We start from the raw sequence: 22,939 nt of genomic DNA on the forward strand, positions 1-22,939 counted from the left end.
GCCCCTTGCGCGAGCCGTGGTCGCGGCTGGCCGCGGTCGGCGCGGTGGTGGTCAATGGCGGCGATGCGGTCGGCCTGAGCTTGCCGGCGGGGCCGCGGCGTTTCGCCATGCGTTTGCGCCCGGCGTCGCTGCAGCGCTTGGACCGGCCCGAGGAGACGCGGGCGGCGGCGGATTTCGCCGGCCTGAAGCTGGCGGCGATGGCCGGCATCGGCCACCCGCAGCGCTTCTTCGACACGCTGGCCGGCCTGGGCCTGCGGCCTGAGCTTTGCCTGGCCTGGCCCGACCACCATCAATTCAGCGCCGCCGACTTGCCGGCGGACGCGGAGGCGGTAATCGTCACCAGCAAGGACGCGGTCAAGCTGCGGCGGGTGATTCATGATGCAGCGCAGCGTGCTAGACTATGGGTTTTGCCGGTTCAGGCGGAGTTGGAGCCTGATCTGAGCGCTTGGATTCTGGATCGACTGAAGATAAGACATGGACGCTAAATTCCTGGACATCCTGGTGTGCCCGCTGTGCAAGGGCCCGCTGGTTTTCGACAAGGCCAAGCAGGAACTGGTCTGCAAGGGCGACCGCCTGGCCTACCCGATCAAGGACGGCATCCCGATGATGCTGGAAGCCGAGGCCCGCGAGCTGGCGCCGGGAGAAGAGATCAAATGAGTCGCGGCTTCTGCGTGGTGATCCCGGCGCGGCTGGCCTCCAGCCGGCTGCCGGGCAAGCCGCTGGCCGACATCGCCGGCAAGCCCATGGTGGCGCGCGTCGCCGCGCAGGCCGCCAACAGCGGCGCAAGCCGGGTGATCGTGGCCACCGACCACGCCGATGTGCTGGCCGCTTGCCGCGAACATGGCGTTGAAGCGCTGCTCACGCGCGCCGACCACGCCAGCGGCACCGACCGGCTGGCCGAAGTGGCGCAGGCGCTAAACCTGGCCGACGATGAGATCGTGGTCAATGTCCAGGGCGACGAACCATTGATAGCGCCGGCGCTGATCGATCAGCTGGCCGCGCTCTTGGCCGCCGGCGACGCGCCGATGGCGACCTTGGCGCATCCGTTTCACGATGCCGCCGATATGTTCAATCCCAACGTGGTCAAGGTAGTGCTGGACCACGCCGGCCGCGCGCTGTATTTCAGCCGCGCGCCGATTCCCTATGCCCGCGACGCGTTCGCACAGGATACGAGCGCGCTGCCCGCGGACCTACCGGTGCTGCGGCATATCGGCATGTACGCCTACCAGGCGGGTTTTCTGAAGACCTATAACCGTTTGGCCCCGGCGCCGCTGGAGCGTTTCGAAGCGCTGGAGCAGTTGCGGGTGTTGTGGCACGGCTTCGCCATCAAGGTGGCGGTGGTCGAGTCGGCGCCGCCGGCCGGCGTGGACACGCCGGAAGATCTGGAGCGAGTGCGCCGCTTGCTGGGCGCGGGACCCAAGCCATAAGCCGGACGCGCGCCGCGCGGCCCGGATTTCGATTTCAAAAACACATTAAATTGACGGAGCGATCTTCATGCGACTGATCCTGTTGGGGGCGCCTGGCGCCGGCAAAGGTACCCAGGCCAATTTCATCAAGGAAAAATTCGGCATCCCGCAAATCTCCACCGGCGACATGCTGCGCGCCGCGGTCAAGGCCGGCACGCCGCTGGGCCTGGAAGCCAAGGCGATCATGGACGCCGGCGGCCTGGTGCGCGACGACATCATCATCGGCCTGGTCAAGGAGCGCATCACCGACGCGGACTGTGCCAATGGCTTCCTGTTCGACGGCTTCCCGCGCACCATTCCGCAGGCGGAGGCGATGATCGCCGCCGGCGTGGACATCGATTACGTGGTGGAGATCGACGTGCCGGACGCGGCCATCATCGAGCGCATGGCTGGCCGCCGCGTGCACCTGGCCTCCGGCCGTACCTATCACATCAGCTTCAACCCGCCTAAAGTGGCTGGCAAGGACGATGTGAGCGGCGAAGAACTGGTCCAGCGCGACGACGACCGCGAAGAAACCGTGAAGAAGCGCCTGGCGGTTTACCACGAACAGACCGCGGTGCTGGTGGGTTTCTACGGCGAACGCGCCGCCAGCGGCGACGCCAAGGCGCCGAAATACGTCAAGATCGACGGCACTCGTGCGGTGGATGTGGTGCGTGACGAGGTGCTGAAGGCGCTGGGCGCCTGAGGATGGAGCCGTTGACGATCCGTTGAGGAGTCGTCTCCAGAGGCTGGATTTTCGGTGTTGAAAGAAAGGCGGGCCCTGCGGCCCGCTTTTCTTTTGACGTGTAGAGAAAGGGCTGGCGCGGCGGCGGCAACAGGCGGACAATTGAACCCGGAGCCCGCGAGCGGCTCCAAAAGTTTTTGTGCGTCAAGCCGGCGCGATGCCGGCGCAAGGATAAAACCATATGTATCACGGGGAACGTTTCAACGGGATTTCCCATTTGATCGGCACCTTGCTGGCCATTACCGGCCTGGTGGTGCTGGTGACCATGGCCGCGCGCGAGGGCGACCCCTGGAAGGTGGTCAGCTTCAGCCTGTACGGCGCCACGCTGGTGGCCTTGTACCTGATCTCCACGCTGTATCACAGCTTCCGCGGCCGCGCCAAGGCGGTGCTGCAGAAGTGCGATCACTCGGCGATCTATCTATTGATCGCCGGCAGCTACACGCCGTTCGCGCTGGTGACCTTGCGCGGCGCCTGGGGTTGGAGCCTGTTCGGCGTCAGCTGGGGCCTGGCTGTGTTCGGCATCATCCAGGAACTGACGCTGGGACGGCGCACCCGCTTGCTGTCGATGATTCTCTACGTGGTGATGGGCTGGCTGGTGCTGGTGGCCTTGCCGCCCTTGATCGAATCGCTGCCCAGCGGCGGCCTGTTCTGGCTGGCCTTGGGCGGGATTCTGTACAGCGTCGGCATTTATTGGTTTCTCAACGACGAGAAAATCCGCCACGGTCACGGCATCTGGCATTTGTTCGTGCTGGGCGGCAGCGTCTGCCAGTTTGTCAGCGTGTTGTTTTACGTGGCCTGAGCCGGAGCCGCAGTGCTGCGGCGGGTTGGAACTAATAGGGCGAAATCAGCTTGAAGCCAGCTGCTTTCGCCCTGTTTTATTGTGGCGTGGCTCCGCGCCCACTCACGCGTCGGGCAAATCCTGCAGCCGGCGTTCCTTGACCAGGGTTTCCAGCGCGCGCACCACTTCGGGATCGAACTGACTGCCGGAGCGGCCGGAAATGTATTCCATGGTGTCGTGCAGCGTCCACGGCTCCTTGTAGGGCCGCTTGTTCAGCAGGGCGTCGAACACGTCGACCACGGCGACGATGCGCGCCGACAGCGGAATTTCGTGCGCTTTCTGCTTCCTGGGGTAGCCGTTGCCGTCGAAGTGCTCGTGGTGGCCGCCGGCGATTTCCGAGCCCAGCGACAGATAACTCATGCCTTCCACCATGCTGGCCGATCTGGCTAGAATCTGCGCGCCTATGGTGGCGTGCTGCTCCATGATCACCCGCTCGTCCGGGTCCAGCCGGCCCGGCTTGAACAGGATGTGGTCCGGCGTGCCCACTTTGCCGACATCGTGCAGGATGCTGGCCATGCCCACCATGTCCATGAATTCCTTGCTCATCAGCTCCGGGTAGGCGCCGTTAGCGCGCATTTGTCCGGCGATGGCATCGGTCAGCCGCTGCACGCGCAGCACATGGTTGCCGGTGTCGGTGTCGCGGAATTCCGCCAGGTCGGCCAGCGCCACCACCGTGGCCTCTTGCGCGCTGCGCAGCTGGCTGTATAGATAGAGATTGTCGTAGGCGGCGGAAATACGCTGGCAGAATACATCGAGCAGGTCGCGCTCCACTTCTTCCAGCGGCCACTGCGGCGTGAAGTGGATGATGAATTCGCGGCCATTGCGCGAGGAAATGTGGAGCACGTCGTAAGGATGTTGATAGATGCTGCGCTTCTCGGCGAAGGAGCGCAGGATGATTTGCTCCAGTTCCGGGAAGGCGCTGAGATCGCCGCTCTGTCCCAGCGGCTCGTAGTTGCCGGAGGCGGCCAGGATTTCCAGCTCCGGTCGGCCGCTGCTATTGTCGTTGCGCACGCACAGGATGCCGTCGGTGCCGATGTCCAGCAACGCGCTGATCTGGCGCAGCACGCCGGAGGCGAATTCGCGCAGCGAGTACAGTTGGTACAGATCGGACGCGCTTTCCAGGATCTTGGACAGGCCCTGGCGGTTTTTCTCCAGCGACAGCAGGTTTTCGTAGGCGCGCAGCGAGGAGATGATGGTGGTGAACAGCTTTTGCACCGTCAGCTCGGTCTTGGTCTTGTAGTCGTTGATATCGTAGTTGAGGATGACTTCCTGCTCCGGCGCCTGGCCGGGCTGGCCGGTGCGCAGCACGATGCGCACCAGGCCGTTCTTCAGTTCCTGGCGGATCTGGTGCACCAGTTTCAGGCCTGCGTCCTCGCTTTCCATCACCACGTCCAGCATGATCAGCGCGATGTCCGGATGCTGGCGCATCACCTCGTAGGCTTCCTTGCCGGAATAGGCGCTCAGCAGCTCCAGCGGCCGCTCCTTGTAGCGGATGTTGCGCAGCGCGATGCGGGTGGCGGTATGCACGTCCTTCTCATCGTCCACGATCAGGATTTTCCACGGATGGCGGCCATCGTTCACCGCGGCCGCGGGCTCGGACGGAGCGTCATCGTCGAGCAGCCAATCCTCTTCCTGGTTGGTGATGTCGCTCATATGATGTTCTCCTTGCTCTGATTGACCGGCGCGGAGCAGGGCATGGTGATGGTGAAGGTGGTGCCTTTGTTGACCTCGCTGTGCACCTCGATCGACCCGCCCAGGCGTTGCCGCACGATGTTGTAGACGATGTTGAGCCCCAGACCGCTGCCGCCGCTGCCGCGGCGGGTGGTGAAGAAGGGGTCGAATACCCGGCTCAGGTTTTCCGGCGGGATGCCCTTGCCGTCGTCGCTGAGCGTCAGCGTGATGTAATGCGGATTGTTGCGCCGGGCTTCGATGCTGATCTTGCCGCTGCTGCGGTTTTCAAAACCGTGCACCAGGGAATTGACCATCAGATTGGTGATCACTTGGGCGAAGGAGCCCGGGTAGCTGTCCAGCAGGATGTCTTCCTCGCATTGCACGCTGATGGTGGTGTTGGCGTGCTTGAAGCGCGGCTTCAGGCTGGTGATCACCTCGTTCAGGTAGTCCTGCAGCTGGAAGCTGCGCCGCGCCTCGCTGGTCTGGTCCACCGCCACCTGCTTGAAGCTGTGGATCAGGTTGGCCGCGCGCTCGGCGTTGGACAGGATCAGGTCGCTGCATTCCTTGGCGGTGTCCAGATAGGCCTGGAAGTCGCTTTTCTTGACGGTGCCGCCGTCGACTTTTTCTATGATGTGGCTGGTGGCGGTGCCCAGGTGGGAGGCGGTGGTCAGCGTGATGCCGACCGGGGTGTTGATCTCGTGGGCGACGCCGGCCACCAGGCTGCCCAGCGAGGCCATCTTCTCGGTTTCCACCAGCGTCTGCTGCGCTTCCATCAACTGGCGGTAAGCTTCTTCGGCGCGGTCGCGCTCGGCGCGGGCGACGGCCTCGGCCTCGGTGCGCTTGGCCAGGTCGCCGGCGGTGCGGGCCACGATGCGGTTGAAGCCGTTGACGATGCCGCCGATCTCGTCGTCGGCGACATGGGTGACCTGCGCGCCGCTGGCGTCCGGCGCGCGGATGGCGGTGTTCAAGGCCTGTTGCAGCCGCGCCAGCGGCAGGAACAGGAAGCGCTGCAGATTGAAGGACATGATCATGAATATCAACACGTCCAGCAGCAGGATCTGGGCCGACAGTTCGATCAACTGGTCGCGCTGATGCTTGGCCAGCGCCTGGCGCGACAGGTAGACGGTGGCGTTGCCCAGGTGCTCCTTGCCCTGATAGATGATGGGGATGTTCAGCATATCGTCGGAGCGCGGCTCCTCGGACGGCGGCATGTCGCGCAGGCTGCCGTCGGCATCGTGGCTGCGGCCCAGGCTGAGTCCGGATTCCCCCTTGACGCTGATGGCGATGATGGACGGCCAGCTCAGTTCGCTGTCCAGTGTCAGCCTGACGTTTTCGTCGTCCAGTTGCCAGACGCTGTGCGGCAGCGACATCGCCAGTCTGGCCTTGACCGCTGCGCGCTGGGATTGGTAGTCGGCCTCATTGCGCTCCTGGTTGTGCCAATAGGAAAACAGGCCCGTAGTCCCCAGAATGGCGGTGATCCAGGCCATCAGCCAGAACATCAATTTGGTTTTTATGCTTTTCATTATGCTGACGGTTCCAAGTGCCCACACTGAATCCTAGGCAGTTCTGGCGCGAATACCAAATCCGGTTGCGGCGGCTAAGCGCGTGTTCGCAATCTTGCTCACGCGGTGTTGAGCAGGTTCTAAGCACCGCCGTCCGCGCTCAAGGGCGCGGTGGATCGGGCGCGCGGCGCCAGCTTTTGCAGCGCCAAACCGCTCAGGATCAGGCCCAGGCCGATCAGGGTGGACGGCAGGATGGCTTCGCCGATGATGAAGTGGATCAAGGCCAAGGACAGCAGCGGCGACAGGAAAATCAGGTTGGCGATGCGGGCGGTGCTGGGGGTCAGCTTCATCGCCGTCAGCCACAGGACGAAGGTGAAGCCCATCTCGAAGGCGCCGACATAGGCGGCGCCGGCCAGCCCCTGCCAGGCCACCGCGCCCAGCTGCCCGCTATAGGCGCACCAGGCCAGGCTCAGCGGCAAGGAGAAGGCGAAGTTCAGCGTCAGTCCGATGACGGGATCGCGCGCGTCGCGCGCGTTGAAAATCCAGTAGCCGGCCCACAGCAGGGTGGAGGCCAGCGCCAGCGCCACGCCCTGACTATCGGAAAAATGCAGTTGCAGCAATTGGCCGCGGGTGCCTATCACCAGCACGCCCAGGTAGCAGACCAGCGCGGCGGCGATGTCGCGGCGTTGCAGCTTCTGCTTGAGCAGCGGCACCGCCAGCAGGCTCATGGTCAGCGCCCAGGTGTAATTGATGGCTTGGGCTTCCTGCGCGGGCAGCAGCGCATAGGCCTGAAACAGTATCAGATAGTACAGCGCCGGGTTGACCGCGCCGAAGATCAGCGAGCCGCGCCAGTGTCGTCGCAAGGCCGGCAGCAATTCCGGCAGCCGGCCTTGAACGGCGAGCAGGCCCAGCAGGCAGAAGAGGGAAGCTGCGCTGGCGTAGAGCACCAGTTGGGCCGGGCTGAGGTGGGCGAGGCTGATCTTGAACGCGCTGGCCACCGTGGACCAGGCAAGCACGGCGGCGAGACCGTAGGCATAGGCTTTCGATTGCGACTTCAACATGTTTCCCTTGGCGTTGCAGCCCGCTTACGGCTCTTGCGGCGGCGCGGATGCCGATAGCGCGTAAACAGGCTTTGAACAGAGCGGCCCGCGCGGCGTGATCTCACGGCCGGGCCGGCGCGATGGCCCATTCTAATGCAAACAGGGTGCGCCCGCGCGCGGCTGGGGTCTGGCGTGGAAGGGGGGAATCGGCGCGGCGCTGGTCTAGGTGGGAGGAGAGGGCGCAGCGCCGCGGAAGGTGGGTGGGTTGCTAGATGGCCTGTTCCTGCGCGCCTTCCTGCAATAGCCGGTTCAGCATCAGGCTGGCGCGCCAGGCGGTGTCGGAGGCGGACAGGCCGATGGGGCCGCCGGTTTCCATTTCGAAATCGTCGCCGGCCAGGCCGTGGATGTGCACCGCCAGGCTGGCGGCTTCGAACGGTTCCATGTGCTGGGCCAGCAAGGCGGCGATGATGCCGGTCAGGACGTCGCCCTGGCCGGCCACCGCCAGCGCCGGGCCGCCGCTGGTGTTCAGATGATAGAAACCGTCCGGGCCGACGATCAGGCTGCCGGCGCCCTTGAGCACCACCACGCAGTTGAAGTGGTTGGCCAGCCGGCGCGCGGCCAGCAGCCTGTCCTTCTGCACCGCCTCGGTGCTTTGTCCCAGCAGGCGCGCGGCCTCCGCCGGGTGCGGAGTCAGCACGGTACCGGCCTGGCGCTTGGCGATCAGCGCGGCGGCGGCATGGTCGTTGGCCAGCAGATTGAGCGCGTCGGCGTCCAGCACCAGCGCCTGCGGCCGTTGTATCGCTTCGCTCAGCAGGCGGCCGGCCGGTTCTTGCAGACCCAGGCCGGGGCCGACGGCGAGCACGTCGGCGTCGGGCAGGGCGGCGGGGTCATCCAGCGCGGAGATCATCAGTTCCGGCGCCACCGGATCCACGGCCAGCCGTCCATCCAGCGGGCAGACATGGACTTTGCCGGCGCCGCAGGCCAGCGCGCTGCGTCCGCTCAGCAGCGCCGCGCCCAGCATGCCCGGCGCGCCGCCGATCACGCAGACGGTGCCGAACAAGCCTTTGTGGCTGTTGCGCGGCCGCAGCAGCGCGCGGGCGTTCGGCTGGTTGATGCAGCCGTCCGCCGGCGGGATCAGCCGCGGCGGGCAGTCCAGCAGCTCCAGTTCCACATTGCCGGCCAGGTCGGCGCCGGCGGCGCTGAACAGGCCGGGCTTCTGGCACAGAAAGGTCAGGGTGTGGCTGGCCTGGATCGAGGTGTTGGCCGGCACGCCGGAGTAGGCGTCCAGGCCGCTGGGGCAGTCCAGCGCCAGGATGGGGCTGCCCAATTGGTTGATGCGATCGATCAGCGTGGTCCATTCCAGATCGAAATCCCGGCTCAGGCCGACGCCGAACAGACCGTCCACCACCAGTTGCGGCGCGCGGTAGTCGCGCGGCAGATCGAACATCACATGGCCTTGCGCCTGCTCCAGCTCGTGCAAGGCTTCCGAGGTGGCCGGGCTGGTGGGCTGAGTCGGCACCAGCACGTCGACGCGGAAGCGGCGGCGCATCAGTTCCAGCGCCGCGTACAGCGCGTCGCCGCCGTTATTGCCGGGACCGGCGCAGATCAGCAGCCGCGACGCGCTGGGCAGGTGGTGGCTGACCCAGTCGGCGGTGGCCATCGCCGCGCGCTGCATCAGGTTGTAGCCGGCGTCGTTGGCCTGGCGCTCGAGTTGGCGCAGGGCGTCCAGGCTGAGAATGCTTTGGTCTTGTGTTGGCATCTCGATGCTCCTCCTTAGAACCTGTTCAAAGCCTGTTGCGCTTCGTGAGACGTGGCACGGTGAGTGCCACTTCGAAATGCTCATGTACCACATGTACATTCGGCTTTCTCAGCGGCTTTCGCCTTGTCTCGCTCTTGCTCGCAAGATCGTGAACGGACTCTTAAAGACCGGGCCGCAAGCGGCGCGCGGTGGCTGGCTAGGGCGCCGTTGGGGTATCCGGGCTTGCTTCGCCCCAGCGCGGCGTCAATTGATTGTCGATGTGCAACTGGTCCAGGACGCGGGCCACGACGAAGTCGATCATGTCGTCCACGGTCTTGGGATGAGTATAGAAGCCTGGAGATGGTGGCAGGATGACAACGCCGAGACGCGCCAGCTTGAGCATGTTTTCCAGGTGGATGGCGGAGAATGGCGCCTCGCGCGGCACCAGCACCAGCTTGCGCTGTTCCTTGATGCTGACGTCGGCGGCGCGTTCGATCAGATTGTCGCTGCTGCCGTGGGCGATGGCGGCCAGCGTGCCCATCGAGCAGGGGCAGACCACCATGGCGTCGGCGGGGTTGGAGCCGGAGGCGACCGGCGCGAACCATTCTTCGCGGCCGAATACCGCCAGCTGGCCCTCGCGCGCGCCGCTGCGCCGCATCAGCCATTGCTGGGCCTCGGCCGGGCGCGACGGCAGGGTCAGATCCATTTCCTGCTTGGCCACGACTTGCGCGGCTTGCGAATACAGCACCCAGACGCGGATGCCGGCGGCGATCAGGCAGTCGATCAGCCGCAGCCCATAGGGCAGGCCGGAGGCGCCGGTCAGCGCGACGGTGACGGTCTTGATCGCACGCATGCGGGTCTCCTGTGGGCGCTCAGTTCTGGCGGTAGAGCTGGCGATGGCGCACCAAGACCTGCTCGGCGGCGAATAGCCGCGACAATTGTTCGATGATGTAGACCGAGCGGTGCTGGCCGCCGGTGCAGCCTACGGCTATGGTCAGATAGCTGCGGTTTTCCATGCTGAAACAGGGCAGCCATTTGGCCACCATCTGCTGGATGTCCGTCACCATCTGCTGCACGGCCGGGGTGTGCTGGAAGAAGTCGATGATGGGCTGATCGCGACCGGTGAACGGGCGTAGCTGAGGGTCGTAATAGGGATTGGGCAGGCAGCGCACGTCGAACACGAAATCGGCGTCCTGCGGCAGGCCGTGCTTGAAGCCGAAGGATTCGAAGATCAGCGTCAGTCGGCTGCTGTCGGCGTCGACCAGTTCGCGCACCCAGCTGCGCAAGGCGTTGGCGGACAGTTCGCTGGTGTCGATGCGGGTGCCCAGCTCCATGATCTCGGCCAGCATCTCCTGTTCCAGGCCTATGCTTTCCTCCACCGTGACGTCGGCGCCGGACAGCGGGTGGCGGCGGCGGGTTTCGGAGAAGCGCTTGACCAGGGTGGTGGCGGTGGCTTCCAGGAACAGCAGTCGCACGTCCACGCCCTGCGCCTTCAGCTTTTCCATTTCCGCCGGCAGCGCGCCCAGCGACGGGCCGGAGCGGGTGTCCACGCTGATGGCGATCTGCTCATAGCCGTAGTCGGCGTACAGCGACATCGCCTCGTGCAGCATGGTGGCAGGCAGATTGTCCACGCAGTAGAAGCCGGCGTCTTCCAGCGCGCGCAGCGCCACCGACTTGCCGGAGCCGGACAGGCCGCTAATCAATATCAGGCGCATTTTCCTGGTCTCTGAGGAAGTTGGTGTGGCGTTCGATGAATTCGCGGGTGCTGTCGATGCCGCGCAGCTGCAGGATGTAGTTGCGCACCGCGGCCTCCACCAGCACCGCCAGGTTGCGGCCGGCGGCCACCGGCAGCACCACCTTGCGGATGGTGACGCCGATGATGTCCTGGGTTTCCGACTGGATATTCAGTCGGTCCAGCGCCTGCATCGCCTGGTCGTTGGCCTTGACCAGGTGGATGATCAGCCGCAGCACCTTCTTCGGCCGCACCGCGGTCTCGCCGAAGATGGTACGGATATTGAGGATGCCCAGGCCGCGCACTTCCAGGAAGTCGCGCAGCAAGGGCGGGCAACGGCCTTCCAGCGTGTCCGGGCCGATGCGGTACAGCTCCACCGCGTCGTCGGCCACCATGCCGTGGCCGCGGGAAATCAGTTCCAGCGCCAATTCGCTCTTGCCCATCGCCGAATCGCCCATGATCAGCACGCCGATCTCGAACACGTCGAGAAACACGCCGTGCAGCACGGTGGACACCGCCAGCGCCCGCGCCAGATAGATGCGCAGCACATCCATCAGGTAGGGGCTTTCCAGCTTGGTGGTCATCAGCGGGACGTTGTGGGTGTGGCAGTAGTCGCGCAGCAGCTTGGGCACCGGCTGGTCGTTGGCCACCATCACCACCGACATGCTCTTGTGGAACAGCTGGTCCAGCGCGGTCTTGGCGGCGGATTGCTCCAGCCGGTTCAGATAGTCCACCTCGGCGAGGCCCAGCACCTGAACCCGGTTGGGGTGGATGAAATTGAGGTGACCGACCAGCGCCTGCGTCGGGCGCTGCTCGTCGTTGCCTATCATATTGTCGGCGCCGCCGGTGCCCGCGACCCAGGTCAGGTTGAGCTTCTGCTGGTTTTCCTGGTACAGACGGCGGACGCTGATGCTAGGCATTGGGCACCCAATTATTGAGCAGCTGGTAGAGCTCGTCGCGCGCGGCGGTGCCCAGCATCTGCTCGCGCATCTGGCGGCTGGAGAATAGCTGGGCCAGTTCGGACAGCACTTGCAGATGCAGATCGGTCGCCTGTTCCGGCACCAGCAGCACAAACAGGCACTGCACCGGCTTGCCGTCGGGCGCGTCGAAGGGGATAGGGGTTTTCAGGCGAATGAACACGCCCATCGCGTCCTTCAGGCCGCGCGCGCGGCCGTGCGGAATCGCCACGCCCTGGCCCAGGCCAGTGGAGCCGAGTTTTTCGCGGGCGAACAGACAATCGAAGATTTCGCTGCGCGCGATGCCCCGGGTATTTTCAACCAAGAGGCCAACTTGCTCGAACACGCGTTTCTTGCTGGCGACATCGAGGTCGAGCAGCACGTGTTCGGGAGTCAGGATTTTGCCGATGAGGTTCATATTGGATTATGCATGCGGCTGAGAAAAACCCGGCAATTCTACGTTGCCTTGATAGTACTGAAAACGGGCAAGTGCAAAGAAAAGCGGGAACCCGCAGGCTCCCGCCTTCCAGATCAAGGAATTACAGGCTGGCTTCGGGGGCCGGAGCACGGTGTTCAGACTGCTTTTCCTTGTGTTTCAGCACTTGGCGGTCCAGCTTGTCGATCAGCAGATCGATGGCGGCGTACATATCGGACTCGGTGGCTTCCACGTGGATGTCCTTGCCGGACAGATGCACGTTGACTTCAGCTTTTTGCACCAGTTTATCAACAGACAGAGTAACGGAAATGTCGATCACATGGTCGACATGTCGAGTAACGCGCTCCATTTTGGTTTCGACGTATTCGCGCAGGGCGGGAGTTACTTCCAGATGCAGTCCAGTTACTTTGAGGTTCATACCCTAGCTCCTTCTGGTGTTGACAGTCCGGTCGGGTCGGCCGGATCGCTGTATTCTGCCGCCGGGATCACAGCGTCTTGCGCTGGTTGACCGGCGGTATCTGCATGGCTTCACGATACTTGGCTATCGTGCGTCTGGCAACTTGTATTCCCTGCTTGGCCAGCGCTTCGACCAGGGCGCTGTCGGACAACGGTTTGCTTGGCGCTTCGGCGTCGATCAGGCTGCGGATATGGGCCTTGATCGCGGTGGCCGAGCACTCGCCGCCGCTGTCGGTTTCCAGTGAGCTGCCGAAGAAATACTTGAGCTCGAACAGCCCGCGCGGGCACAGCAGGTACTTTTGGGTGGTGACTCGGGAAACCGTGGATTCATGCAGGCCCAGCTCGTCCGCGATATCGCGCAGAATCAGCGGGCGCATGGCCACTTCACCGTGTTCAAAGAACGATTGCTGCCTGTCAACGATAGCTTCCGCCACTTTCAGGATAGTGTCAAATCGCTGCTGGATGTTCTTCACCAGCCATTTTGCTTCCTGCAGCCGCGAGGACATTTCGCCGTTGCCGCCGCGGTTTTCCGCCAGCAAGCGCGCGTACATCTGGTTGACGCGCAAACGCGGCACGGCGCCGCCGTTGAGCGTCGCCACCCAGCGTCCCTTGCGTTTTTTGACCGAGACATCCGGAATCACGTACTGGGTGTCGCTGGCGCCGAAACCGGCGGTGGGGCGGGGGTTGAGGCGGGCGATCAGCGCCTGGGCTGCGCGCAGCGCGGCGTCGTCCACGCTCAGCAGTTTCTTCAGCCGGGTGTAGTCGCGGTTGCCGAGCAAGGCCAGGTGATCACGGACGATGGCCAGCGCCAGGCCGCGCTGCGGCTCGTCCGGGTCCAGCCGCTGCAGTTGCAGCGCCAGCGCTTCCGGCAGCGAGCGCGCGCCGACGCCGGGCGGATCGAACTGCTGCAGCAGGCGCAGGCCTATCATCAGCTCGTCGGTTTCGACTTCCAGTTCCAGCGGCAGATGGCTGGCGATGTCTTCCAGTTCCTGGCTCAGATAGCCGTCGTCGTCCAGTTCTTCGATCAGCAGCCGGACGATGGCGTGATCGCGCGTCGGCAGCGCCACCTCGCCCAGCTGCGCCAGCAGGTGTTCGCGCAGGCTGACCGGGCAGGGGACGTTGAGCATAGGGTCCAGCTCATCGTCGCCGTCGCCGCGGCGTGCGCCGCTGCCCCAGTCGCTCAGTTCACCGGCCTCGCCGCCCCGCTCGGCCTCGTCGCCGCCGCTTTCTTCACGGCTTTCCGCCGGGCCGTCCTGCTCCTGACTGGCGGCGCTGTCCGGCGTCTCGCCCTGCGGCGCTTCGTCGCCGCGCTCAAGCAAGGGATTGTCCAGCAGGAAGCGTTCGACCTCGGTCTGCAGGTCGAGTGTGGACATCTGCAGCAGCTTGATCGACTGCTGCAGCTGCGGCGTCAGGGTCAGCTGCTGCGATACCTTGAGCTGAAGGGTCTGTTTCATCGCTTACAGGTGGAAGTGTTCGCCAAGATAGACTTCGCGCACCTTCTCGTTGTTGACCAGTTCTTCCGGCTCGCCGGAGGCGAGCACCGAGCCTTCGCTGATGATGTAGGCGCGGTCGCAGATGCGCAGGGTTTCGCGCACATTGTGGTCGGTGATCAGTACGCCGATGCCGCGCTCCTTCAGGAAGGAGATGATTTTCTGGATGTCGATCACCGCGATCGGGTCGACGCCGGCGAAGGGTTCGTCCAGCAGGATGAAGCGCGGCCGGGTGGCCAGCACGCGGGCGATCTCCACGCGGCGGCGCTCGCCGCCGGACAGCGACAGCGCGCTGCTGTCGCGCAGGTGGCCGATGTTGAGGTCGTCCAGCAGCAGGTCCAGCTCTTTTTCCAGTTCCTTGCCCTTGAGGCCGGACACTTCCAGGATGGCGGCGATGTTTTCCTCCACCGTCATGCGGCGGAAGATGGACGCTTCCTGCGGCAGATAGCCCAGGCCCAGCCGCGCGCGGTGGTGGATGGGATAGTGGGTGATCACCTGGTCGTCGAGGCGAATCTCGCCGTCGTCGGCGCCGATCAGGCCGACGATCATGTAGAAGCTGGTGGTCTTGCCGGCGCCGTTGGGGCCGAGCAGGCCCACCACTTCGCCGCTGGCGATTTCCAGCGCCACGTCCTTGACCACGGTGCGTTTCTTGAAGCGCTTGCGCAGGCGCTCTACCTTGAGCACGCTTGGCGTCATTTGGCGGCTCCGCTGGCGGGTTTGGCCGCGGCCGGCTGCGAGGCGGCGTTCTTGGGCTGCAGGATCACGGTGACGCGGCCCTTGTTGGGTCCGGTGGCGGTGCCGCCGGTGACCTGGTAGGTCTCGTTCTGGGTGTTGTAGGTGATCACATTGCCCACCACCAGGTCGCCCTCGCGCTTGACGCGGGCATTGCCGGTCAGCACTGCGAGATTGGCGGCGCTGGTGTAGTCGAGGCGGCTGGACTGGCCTTCCACCCATTCGTTCTTGCCGTCCATCTTCTGGCGGAAGGTGACGATGCGGCCGGTGGCCACCAGGGTCTGGTTGCCTTGCTTGTCCTGGGTGGCGACGACTTTGTCGGCGTTCAGGCGCAGCGTGCCCTGGATCACCACCACATTGCCCTCGCAGGTGGACACGCCCTTGATCTGGTCCATGGTGCAGCCGTTGTCGCTGGTGATTTCCAGCGGCTTGGTGCGGTCGGCCTGCTCCGCGTGGGCGAAGGAGGCGGCCAGCGCCAGGCTGGCCAGCAGGAGACGGAACTTATTTTTCATAAACGATCTTGGTGTGAGACAGCAGGTTCAACAAGCCTGTCTGTTGCTGGTAAACGAAACCCACGGAATTGCCGTGCGACTTGCCATGATAGAACACGGTGGGCGCGGCGGAGCGGGCTATCTTTTTGGCGGTGTCGACATGCATGGCGCTGGTGACGACCTTGGTTTCCGGCTTGTCCGCCATCGGTGGCTGTATCATCACCGCCTTCTTGTCGAAATAGGCCTGCTGGGTCTTGTTGTTGTAGCGGCCGACATCGCCGGTCAGCTGGTATTGCAACACGCCCTGCTGGTATTGGTAGAGCTCGGGATTTTCGAAGAAGGCGTCGTCCTTGCCCGGGTATTGCCACATGCGGGTGGCGATCAGCCGTTCGTTGAGCTTGCCTTGCGGGTCGAAGCGCGAGGCGGTCAGGTGCTCGGCCACGTATTCGGGCTTGTCCGGGTCCAGTTCGCGGCGATTGCTGTCCCAGCGCGACACCTGGTCCAGCCACACGGTCAACAGGCCGGTCAGGCCGACCAGCAACAGCGGGAACAGCCGGTGGGAGCGCAGCAGCCGGATCATGCCAGATACCTTGCCAGGATGGCGTCGAAGGTGCCTTGGGCTTGCATGATCAGTTCCGCCAGCTCGCGCACCGCGCCCTTGCCGCCGGAACTGCCGGTGACATAGTGGGCGCGCTGGCGCACCAGGGCCGGCGCTTCCGGCACCGCGACGGCCAGGCCGACGCGGGTGATGATGGGCAGGTCGATCAGGTCATCGCCGATGAACGCGCATTCCTCGGGCTGTAGTTCCAGCCGCTCCAGCAACTCGTTCAACGCGACTTTCTTGTCATGCACGCCGCCATAGTAATGGTCGATCTGCAGCGCGCGGGCGCGGTGTTCCACGCAGCGGTCGGCGCGGCCGGAGATGATGGCCAGCTGGACGCCGGTGGATTGCAGCAGGCGCAGGCCCAGGCCGTCCTGCACATTGAAGGATTTGCTTTCCTCGCCGTGGGCGTTGTAGTAGATGCGGCCGTCGGTCATCACGCCGTCCACGTCCATGATCAGCAGCTTGACCTTGCGGGCCTGCTCGAAAATGCTTTGCATGCTTGTCCTTGCTAATGTCGGCGACTCAGATCACGCCGGCCTTGAATAGATCGTGCAGATGCAGCGCGCCTATCAGCTTGTCGCCTTCATCTACGACCAGCAAGCTGGTGATCTTGTTCTGTTCCATCAGGAATACCGCCTCGGTGGCCAGTTTCTTCGGGCCTATGGTGCGCGGCGAGCGGCTCATCACCTGATCGATGCTCAGATCGTAAAGATTGGCGGAGCGCTCCAGCGTGCGGCGCAGGTCGCCGTCGGTGTAAACGCCCAGCAGGGTGTCGTCGTCGGCGCAGATGGCCAGCATGCCCAGGCGCTTACGCGACAGCTCCAGCAGCGCGTCCTTCAGCGGGGTGCCCGGCGCCACCCGCGGCAATTCATCGCCGCTGTGCATGATGTCGGATACGTGGACCAGCAGCTTGCGCCCCAGGCTGCCACCCGGGTGGGACAGCGCGAAATCGCCCTGGCCGAAGCCGCGCGCGTCCATCAGCGTCACCGCCAAGGCGTCGCCCAGCGCTATCTGCACCGTGGTGCTGGTGGTCGGGGCCAGGCCCAGCGGACAGGCTTCCTTCTCCACATGAGCGTCCAGATGGATGTCGGCCTCCTGCGCCATGGTGGAGCCTTCGCGGCCGGTCATGCAGATCAGGCGCACGCCCTTGCGTCGCAAGGCCGGCAGCAGCGCGATGATTTCGTCGCTCTCGCCGGAGTTGGACAGCGCCAGCACGATGTCCTGGGCGGTGATCATGCCGAGGTCGCCGTGGGCGGCTTCGCCCGGGTGCACAAAGAAGGCCGGCGTGCCGGTGCTGGCCAGCGTGGCGGCGATCTTGCGCGCCACGTGGCCGGACTTGCCCATGCCGGTGATCACCAGGCGTCCGGCGCTGGCCAGGATCAGGTCCACGGCGGCGAGAAAATCGCCGTTCAGGCGGCGGGACAGCGTGGTGAGGGCTTCGGACTCGATCTGCAGGACTTCCCGGGCCAGTTGGAGCCGGGACGGAGCTTGTACTTTTTCCATAATTCGAAAGTATATCAAAGGTTATAATCGCTGAACGCAGGCTGGTGCATCTTTTGCTTGGCATGTGTTAAAAATTGCAGTCTTTTTCCTTTCTCTCGCTTCAGGAGCCCCGCCGCGCGATGCATTCGTCACTAGCCCCTATCGTCTTGGTTCTGCTGGCCGCGGTGTTGTCGGTGACCTTGTGCCGCAGCCTGAAAGTGCCGGCCATGCTCGGTTATCTGGTGGTGGGCTTTCTAGCTGGCCCCGGCGTGATGAATCTGATTCCGCAAGGCGAGGAAACCGCCTTTCTCGGCGAAATCGGCATCGTTTTCATGATGTTCTCCATCGGCCTGGAGTTCTCCCTGCCCAAGCTGCGCGCGATGCGGCAGCTGGTGTTCGGCGTCGGCTTCGGCCAGGTGGCGGCCACCATGCTGCTGGTGGGACTGGCGGTGGGCTGGCTCAGCGGCAGTCCGTTGACCGGCTTCGCCGTCGGCGGCGCGCTGGCGATGTCGTCCACCGCCATCGTCAGCAAGCTCTTGAACGAACGCCTGGAGTTGAACCAGGCCCACGGCCAGCTGGCCATCGGCGTGCTGCTGTTCCAGGACATCGCGGTGGTGCCCTTGCTGATCCTGTTCCCGGCCTTCGCCGGCGGTAGCGATACCTTGTGGATGGACCTGGGCCTGGCGGCGCTGAAGGTGGTGGTGGTGCTGGCCTTGCTGCTGTTCTTCGGACAGCGCCTGCTGCGGCCGTGGTTCCATCTGGTGGCGCGCCAGCGCTCCGGCGAGCTGTTCATGATCAATGTGCTGCTGGTGACGCTGGGCGTGGCCTGGCTGACCGAGCTGTCCGGCCTGTCGCTGGCCTTGGGCGCCTTCGTCGCCGGCATGCTGATTTCGGAAACCGAATACCGCTATCAGGTGGAGGAGGACATCCGGCCGTTCCGCGACATCCTGCTGGGCTTCTTCTTCGTCACCGTCGGCATGAAGCTGGAACTGACGGTGTTGTTCGAGCGTTTCGGCGAAGTGCTGCTGATGCTGGCCCTGCTGCTGCCGATCAAGGTGGCGGTGGTGTTCGGCGTGGCGCGCGGCTTCCGCCACAAGTCCAATGAATCCATGCGCGCCGCGCTGGCCCTGGCCCAGGGCGGCGAATTCGGCTTCGTGCTGCTGGCGCTGGCCCTTAACCTGCACCTGGTGCCGGCTGGCACCGCTCAGGCGGCGATCGCTGCGATTCTGATCTCGATGCTGATCGCGCCCTTCCTGATCCTGTACGGCGACAAGATCACCCGCCGCTTGATCAAGCAGGATTGGATGTTCCAGGCGCTGGACCTGCACCACATGCTGGTGGAGAGCATGTCCAAGAACGATCACGTGGTGATCTGCGGCTACGGCCGCAGCGGCCAGGCGCTGGCGCGCTTGCTGGAGGCGGAGGAGATTCCGTTCTTCGCGCTGGACATGGACCCGGAGCGGGTGCGCGAAGCCGGCGAGGCCGGCGATCCGGTGGTGTTCGGCGACGCCGGCAAGCACGAGGTGCTGGTGGCGGCCGGCTTGATGCGCGCCAAGGCGGTGGTGGTGACTTTCGCCGATACCCACGCGGCCTTGCGTATTTTGAGTTCGGTGGAGCATGCGCGGCCGGGGCTGCCGGTGATCGTGCGCACCGTGGACGATAGCGATATGGATCAGCTGCGCCACGCCGGAGCCGACGAGGTGGTGGCCGAGGTGATGGAGGGCAGCCTGATGCTGGCCTCGCAGGCGCTATTGGTGGTCGGCGTGCCGCCGAGCCGGGTGGTGCGCCGCATCCGCGCGGTGCGCGAGGAGCGCTACGGTCTGTTCCGCGGCTTTTTCCGCGGCGCCAGCGACGAGGGCGAGGGCATGGACGAGGCGCTGGTGCCGCGGCTGCAGAGCGTTCAGGTCTGCACCGGCGCGGCGGCGGTGGGCCAGCCTTTGGCCAGCCTGCATCTGCGGGATCTGGGCGTGGAATTGAAGGCGATCCGCCGCCAGCGGGTGCGGCGCACCGATTTCGACGACAGCTTCGAGGTGGAGCAGGGCGACGCGCTGGTGTTGCTGGGCACGCCGGAGCAGCTGGCGTTGGCCGAGTACCGGATTCTACAGGGGGAATAAGGTCCGGCGGGCGAACGTCGAACGGCCCTCGCGGCGTGAGCCGCGGGGGCCGTTCGTCTTGATGCTGTTTGTCGGGCGTTAAGAACGTGTTTACGATCTCGCGAGCTAAGGCGAAAACGAGCGAAAAAGCGGAATGTACTCGTGGTACATGAGCATTTTGAGCTTGTATTCACCGTGTAACGCTCCACGACGCGCAGCAGATCGTAAACAGCTCTTAGAGCCTGTTCAAAGTCTCGCGAGCAAGAGCGAGACAAGGCGAAAACGGCTGAGAAAGCGGAGTGTACATTCGGTACATGAGCATTTCGAAGCTGTTTTCAACGCCGTATCGCTGAAGCGCAGCAGACTTTGAACAGGTTCTTAAGGCAGGATGGTGGTGATCTGCTTCTGCAACTGCTGCTTCAGCGCCTGCTGCTTTTCCACCTCGGTCTTCTTGCCCTTGACCATGGCGTTGAAGTCCAGCGCGTAGACCGGCGCGTTCAGCGGGCCGGTGATCTTCAGTGGCACGTTGACGCCCTTGAGGCGGGTGAAGGCCAAGGGATTGGCCTGCACGTCCATGCTGTAGTCGACGATGCTCTGCTTCAGGTCTATCTTGCCGCCGCCGCCGACATTCATCAGTTGCGAGGCTAGTTTCAGGTCCTGGCTGCGCGCCACGCCCTTGTCCAGGCGGAAGCTGCTGGACAGCGTGGCGAAGGTGGTTTTCTGGTCGTTCTGCGCGGCGCTGTTCCACTCCTTCAGCTCGGCCGGCAGGTTCTTCAGCGCCGCCACCAGGTCGATGCCGGTCAGCGCGCCGTTGTTCAGGCTCATCTGCACATTGCCGCTCAGGGTGTTGCGTAGCTGGGCGAAGGATTTGCCGTCGGCGTTGATGTCTATCTTGCCGTTGCCCTTGCCGTCCAGGCGGCTGAAGTTGAACAGGTCCACCAGCAGGGGACGGATTTTCATGCCCTGCAGCGTCTGGTTCACCTTCAGCTGCGGCACGTCGCGGCGGCTGAGGCTGGCGTCGCCCTGCAAGCGGCCCTCGTAGATGTCGGCCGACATCTGGTCCAGTTCCAGTTCGCGCGGGTTGATGCGCACATTGCTGCTGATCTGCTTGACGCGGAAGCGGCCCACCGCCAATTCGCCTATCGCCACCTTGCCGGTGAGGTCGAACAGGTCCAGCCAGTCCAACGGGATATCGCCGGTGTTCTGGAAGATGGCCACCGGATCGCCCTTGCTTTCCGGCAGGTAGCGGTTCAGGTCCAGCCGGCCCACCGATACCGTGGCCTCGTGGCGCGGCTTGATCAGGCCGTACTGGCTGACGGTGACCGCCAGGTCGGAACCGTCCATCTTGCCGGCGACGCGCAGATTGAAGCGCGGTTCGTCCAGATCGCCGTCGAGCGCGCCGTCCATGGTGGAGACCAGCTTGCCGCGAGGCAACAGCGGGGTGGTGATGGAGGAGGTCAGCGCCAAGGGCTGCATCCGCAATTGGTTCATGCCGGCCAGCGACAGCGGCGCGTTGAGCTTGACATTGACCTTGGTGGAGCCGGCAAGCCAGTTGAAATCGCCGTGCAGCTTGTCGGCGTACAGGCCGGCTTCGTTGAGCTTGAGGTTTTCCAGCGAGGCTTCCAGTTGGTACTGGCTGCGCGCGTAGCTGAGCTTGGCGCTCAACTGGCCGGAGGGCATGGTGAATTCGTCGAAGCTGGCGTTGATCTGCGGCAGGGTCAGATGGACTTCGCTGCTGGGGCGCTCGCTGCTGAAGGCGAGCGCCACATTGCTGCCGGTGGCTTGCAGCGTGGCGAAGTTGAGCTTGTACTGTCCGCTGATGGTGAGCTTGCTCTCGCCCAGGCCCGGCAGCTGGGTCATCGCCACCGCGTCCAGTTCTTCCAGGCTGACCTGGTCGTCCTGGATGGACAGCGGGGTGTTGACCGCCAAGCGCACCGGGCGCGAGCCCTGTTCCAGGATGGCCCCGGCGCTAAGGCTGGCGCCGCCCAGCAGGTTGTCGGCATCCAGGCTGATGCTGGCGATGCGGCTGTCGGTGCGGGTCATCTGGTCGGACAGCACCAGGGTGCCCTCGCGTATCTTCAGCGTGTCCAGCTTGATGGAGAAACTGCTCTGGCTGTGGCGCTGGAACAGATCGGCGATGGACAGCCGGCCTTCCTGGTCGCGACTGATATTGGCGCTGGGACCGTACAGCGCCACCGAGCGCACTTCGCGGTTGCCGAACAGCAGCGGCCACCAGCCCAGGCCGACACGGAGTTCCTCGACGCGGGCGAACGGTGTTTGTTGTCCCGGCTCGGAGACGGAAAGCTTCTCGATCTGCACGCCGGGGGATGGGAATAGAGTGGGGGTGACGCGGCCTTCTATGCTGATGACGCGACCGGTGTCTTGCAAGGCGTGCGACAGTGTGGTGCGCACCTGGGCTTCGTCGAATTGCCAATAGATCAGCGACTGCACCAAGACGGCCACCGCCAGTAGCGCGGTGAGGCTGTAAACAGCGATGCGTAGCCACAGCCGGCCGGAATTCAATTTCATTGGTGGGTGCTCGGATGGGCCATGCCGGCGGATTGATCTAGGTTACTTGATTGCGGAAGCGGACTGGAGCGGGTGAAGGGAATCGAACCCTCGTCGTAAGCTTGGGAAGCTTCTGCTCTACCATTGAGCTACACCCGCGCGTTTTCGGCTAGAGCGCCCGAATGTAGCGTTTTTTGCCCGGCTTGGCAAGGTTTGGCGGCGGCGCGCGGGCGTCGCCGCGCTAAGGGCTTGATAAAAAAGAGCACGGTTTCAAGCGCCGGCGCGCAGCCTGCCGAGCAAGGCTTCCAACTGGTCGGTGGCCTGGCCCCAGCCGCTGGCGAAGCCCATCGCCTCATGCTCGCGCAGATCGGCTTCGGTCCAGTGCAAGACCTCGGCATGATAATGGGTCTTGCCGTCGCGGGGTTGGAATTCCAGCGTCACGGTCATGAAGGGCTTGGCCGATGGCAGCCACGCTTCGGTGTAGGCGTCGGTGAACACCAGGCGGCGTCCAGGCTGCACTTCCAGATAGACGCCGCGGTTGGGAAACTCCTGCCCGTCGGGACTGCGCATCACCACCAGGCTGGAGCCGCCGGGCCGGACGTCCAGTTCGGCCGCTGTCACCGTCCATGGCCGCGGAGTGAACCATTGGCATAGCAATTCGGGGTCGGTCCAGGCGCGGTAGACCTGTTCTGGCGGGGCGTCGATCAAGCGTTCCAGCGTGAGTCGATAGGGGCCATTGGCGTGGCTCATGACGTGCCTTTCGGGTGGGGTATCGGCTCAGATTAGTTCTTCGTCATGAGCTTCGCAATCCCGCAGCTGGAATTTGCCGGCGCAGCGCCCGCGCCAGCCGCGCGACGCCTTGCTCCAGTTGTTCCGCTTCCAGCGCGCCAAAGCCCAGGCGCAGCGCCGGAATGTCGCCGCCGTCGCCGCTGAAGGCGCCGCCGGGCAGCGCCTTGACGCCGGCTTCGGCGGCATCGGCC

Annotated in this window: 23 protein-coding genes, 1 tRNA gene and 1 pseudogene; 6 read left to right on the forward strand and 19 right to left on the reverse strand. The window is 64.4% G+C overall.

Annotation, left to right across the window (positions count from 1 at the left end):
* From LQT98_RS21190 to trhA, 5 genes are all read left to right on the forward strand, one after another.
* Nucleotides 1-485: tetraacyldisaccharide 4'-kinase (locus tag LQT98_RS21190; RefSeq protein ID WP_231464995.1), on the forward strand; the 485-nt coding region annotated here is incomplete at its 5' end.
* A complete protein-coding gene (locus LQT98_RS21195) occupies nucleotides 475-657 on the forward strand; it encodes a Trm112 family protein (RefSeq protein ID WP_231464997.1) in 183 nt (60 codons plus the stop codon). The genes LQT98_RS21190 and LQT98_RS21195, both read left to right, overlap by 11 nt.
* Entirely contained in the window at nucleotides 654-1,427 is a 774-nt protein-coding gene (gene kdsB, locus LQT98_RS21200; RefSeq protein WP_231464999.1) for a 3-deoxy-manno-octulosonate cytidylyltransferase, read from the forward strand. Before LQT98_RS21195 ends, kdsB begins: the two co-directional genes overlap by 4 nt.
* 67 nt (nucleotides 1,428-1,494) lie before the next feature.
* On the forward strand, nucleotides 1,495-2,151 hold the full coding sequence (gene adk / locus LQT98_RS21205; protein ID WP_231465001.1) for an adenylate kinase: 657 nt from the start codon (nucleotides 1,495-1,497) through the stop codon (nucleotides 2,149-2,151).
* Nucleotides 2,152-2,371: 220 nt separating this feature from the next.
* On the forward strand, nucleotides 2,372-2,989 hold the full coding sequence (gene trhA / locus LQT98_RS21210) for a PAQR family membrane homeostasis protein TrhA (protein ID WP_019100472.1): 618 nt from the start codon (nucleotides 2,372-2,374) through the stop codon (nucleotides 2,987-2,989).
* Nucleotides 2,990-3,091: 102 nt separating this feature from the next.
* Here trhA and LQT98_RS21215 read toward each other — a convergent pair whose 3' ends face one another.
* The 15 genes from LQT98_RS21215 to LQT98_RS21285 form a co-directional block, all read right to left on the reverse strand.
* Nucleotides 3,092-4,681, reverse strand: coding sequence for a DUF3369 domain-containing protein (locus LQT98_RS21215; RefSeq protein WP_231465003.1), 1,590 nt, complete (start codon nucleotides 4,679-4,681; stop codon nucleotides 3,092-3,094).
* On the reverse strand, nucleotides 4,678-6,222 hold the full coding sequence (locus LQT98_RS21220) for a sensor histidine kinase (protein ID WP_231465005.1): 1,545 nt from the start codon (nucleotides 6,220-6,222) through the stop codon (nucleotides 4,678-4,680). The genes LQT98_RS21215 and LQT98_RS21220 overlap by 4 nt, the downstream gene beginning before the upstream one ends.
* A 119-nt stretch (nucleotides 6,223-6,341) precedes the next feature.
* The gene (locus LQT98_RS21225; protein ID WP_231465007.1) at nucleotides 6,342-7,262 is read right to left on the reverse strand and encodes a DMT family transporter; all 921 of its coding nucleotides are present in this window, start codon (nucleotides 7,260-7,262) and stop codon (nucleotides 6,342-6,344) included.
* A gap of 247 nt (nucleotides 7,263-7,509) precedes the next feature.
* Nucleotides 7,510-9,000, reverse strand: coding sequence for an NAD(P)H-hydrate dehydratase (locus tag LQT98_RS21230; protein ID WP_231465009.1), 1,491 nt, complete (start codon nucleotides 8,998-9,000; stop codon nucleotides 7,510-7,512).
* Nucleotides 9,001-9,196: 196 nt separating this feature from the next.
* Nucleotides 9,197-9,832 (reverse strand): flavin prenyltransferase UbiX, encoded by a 636-nt coding sequence (locus tag LQT98_RS21235; RefSeq protein ID WP_231465011.1) that lies wholly within the window; start codon nucleotides 9,830-9,832, stop codon nucleotides 9,197-9,199.
* 19 nt (nucleotides 9,833-9,851) lie between these two features.
* The gene (gene rapZ / locus LQT98_RS21240) at nucleotides 9,852-10,694 is read right to left on the reverse strand and encodes an RNase adapter RapZ (RefSeq protein ID WP_231465013.1); all 843 of its coding nucleotides are present in this window, start codon (nucleotides 10,692-10,694) and stop codon (nucleotides 9,852-9,854) included.
* Entirely contained in the window at nucleotides 10,675-11,631 is a 957-nt protein-coding gene (gene hprK, locus LQT98_RS21245; RefSeq protein WP_019104261.1) for an HPr(Ser) kinase/phosphatase, read from the reverse strand. Before hprK ends, rapZ begins: the two co-directional genes overlap by 20 nt.
* Nucleotides 11,624-12,085 (reverse strand): PTS IIA-like nitrogen regulatory protein PtsN, encoded by a 462-nt coding sequence (gene ptsN, locus LQT98_RS21250; RefSeq protein ID WP_048408729.1) that lies wholly within the window; start codon nucleotides 12,083-12,085, stop codon nucleotides 11,624-11,626. Before ptsN ends, hprK begins: the two co-directional genes overlap by 8 nt.
* Nucleotides 12,086-12,206: 121 nt before the next feature.
* Nucleotides 12,207-12,521, reverse strand: coding sequence for a ribosome hibernation-promoting factor, HPF/YfiA family (gene hpf / locus LQT98_RS21255; protein ID WP_019104259.1), 315 nt, complete (start codon nucleotides 12,519-12,521; stop codon nucleotides 12,207-12,209).
* A 67-nt stretch (nucleotides 12,522-12,588) separates the two neighbouring features.
* Nucleotides 12,589-14,013 carry an RNA polymerase factor sigma-54 gene (locus LQT98_RS21260; RefSeq protein WP_048408730.1) on the reverse strand — a complete coding sequence of 475 codons (1,425 nt, stop codon included), beginning with the start codon at nucleotides 14,011-14,013 and terminating at the stop codon, nucleotides 12,589-12,591.
* A gap of 3 nt (nucleotides 14,014-14,016) precedes the next feature.
* On the reverse strand, nucleotides 14,017-14,745 hold the full coding sequence (lptB, locus tag LQT98_RS21265; RefSeq protein WP_048408731.1) for an LPS export ABC transporter ATP-binding protein: 729 nt from the start codon (nucleotides 14,743-14,745) through the stop codon (nucleotides 14,017-14,019).
* Entirely contained in the window at nucleotides 14,742-15,293 is a 552-nt protein-coding gene (gene lptA / locus LQT98_RS21270; RefSeq protein ID WP_048408732.1) for a lipopolysaccharide transport periplasmic protein LptA, read from the reverse strand. Before lptA ends, lptB begins: the two co-directional genes overlap by 4 nt.
* On the reverse strand, nucleotides 15,283-15,852 hold the full coding sequence (gene lptC / locus LQT98_RS21275) for an LPS export ABC transporter periplasmic protein LptC (RefSeq protein WP_048408733.1): 570 nt from the start codon (nucleotides 15,850-15,852) through the stop codon (nucleotides 15,283-15,285). The genes lptA and lptC overlap by 11 nt, the downstream gene beginning before the upstream one ends.
* Complete coding sequence (kdsC, locus tag LQT98_RS21280; protein WP_048408734.1) at nucleotides 15,849-16,373, reverse strand: 3-deoxy-manno-octulosonate-8-phosphatase KdsC; 525 nt, start codon at nucleotides 16,371-16,373, stop codon at nucleotides 15,849-15,851. The genes lptC and kdsC overlap by 4 nt, the downstream gene beginning before the upstream one ends.
* A gap of 25 nt (nucleotides 16,374-16,398) precedes the next feature.
* The gene (locus LQT98_RS21285; protein WP_231465016.1) at nucleotides 16,399-17,379 is read right to left on the reverse strand and encodes a KpsF/GutQ family sugar-phosphate isomerase; all 981 of its coding nucleotides are present in this window, start codon (nucleotides 17,377-17,379) and stop codon (nucleotides 16,399-16,401) included.
* 119 nt (nucleotides 17,380-17,498) lie between these two features.
* On the opposite strand from LQT98_RS21285, the gene LQT98_RS21290 reads away from it, so the two are divergent.
* The gene (locus LQT98_RS21290) at nucleotides 17,499-19,472 is read left to right on the forward strand and encodes a cation:proton antiporter domain-containing protein (RefSeq protein ID WP_231465018.1); all 1,974 of its coding nucleotides are present in this window, start codon (nucleotides 17,499-17,501) and stop codon (nucleotides 19,470-19,472) included.
* Between the two features lie 357 nt (nucleotides 19,473-19,829).
* On the opposite strand, the gene LQT98_RS21295 is transcribed toward LQT98_RS21290, so the two are convergent.
* The 4 genes and pseudogenes from LQT98_RS21295 to LQT98_RS21310 all read right to left on the reverse strand — a co-directional run.
* A complete protein-coding gene (locus LQT98_RS21295; RefSeq protein WP_231465021.1) occupies nucleotides 19,830-21,980 on the reverse strand; it encodes an AsmA family protein in 2,151 nt (716 codons plus the stop codon).
* 64 nt (nucleotides 21,981-22,044) lie between these two features.
* Nucleotides 22,045-22,118: transfer RNA gene (locus LQT98_RS21300), tRNA-Gly, on the reverse strand.
* 111 nt (nucleotides 22,119-22,229) lie between these two features.
* Nucleotides 22,230-22,709, reverse strand: coding sequence for an SRPBCC family protein (locus LQT98_RS21305; protein ID WP_231465023.1), 480 nt, complete (start codon nucleotides 22,707-22,709; stop codon nucleotides 22,230-22,232).
* 43 nt (nucleotides 22,710-22,752) lie between these two features.
* Nucleotides 22,753-22,939: pseudogene (locus LQT98_RS21310) on the reverse strand (hypothetical protein); the annotation flags it as partial.

This window comes from Chromobacterium aquaticum, from assembly GCF_021129195.1.
GTDB classification, from domain to species: domain Bacteria; phylum Pseudomonadota; class Gammaproteobacteria; order Burkholderiales; family Chromobacteriaceae; genus Chromobacterium; species Chromobacterium aquaticum.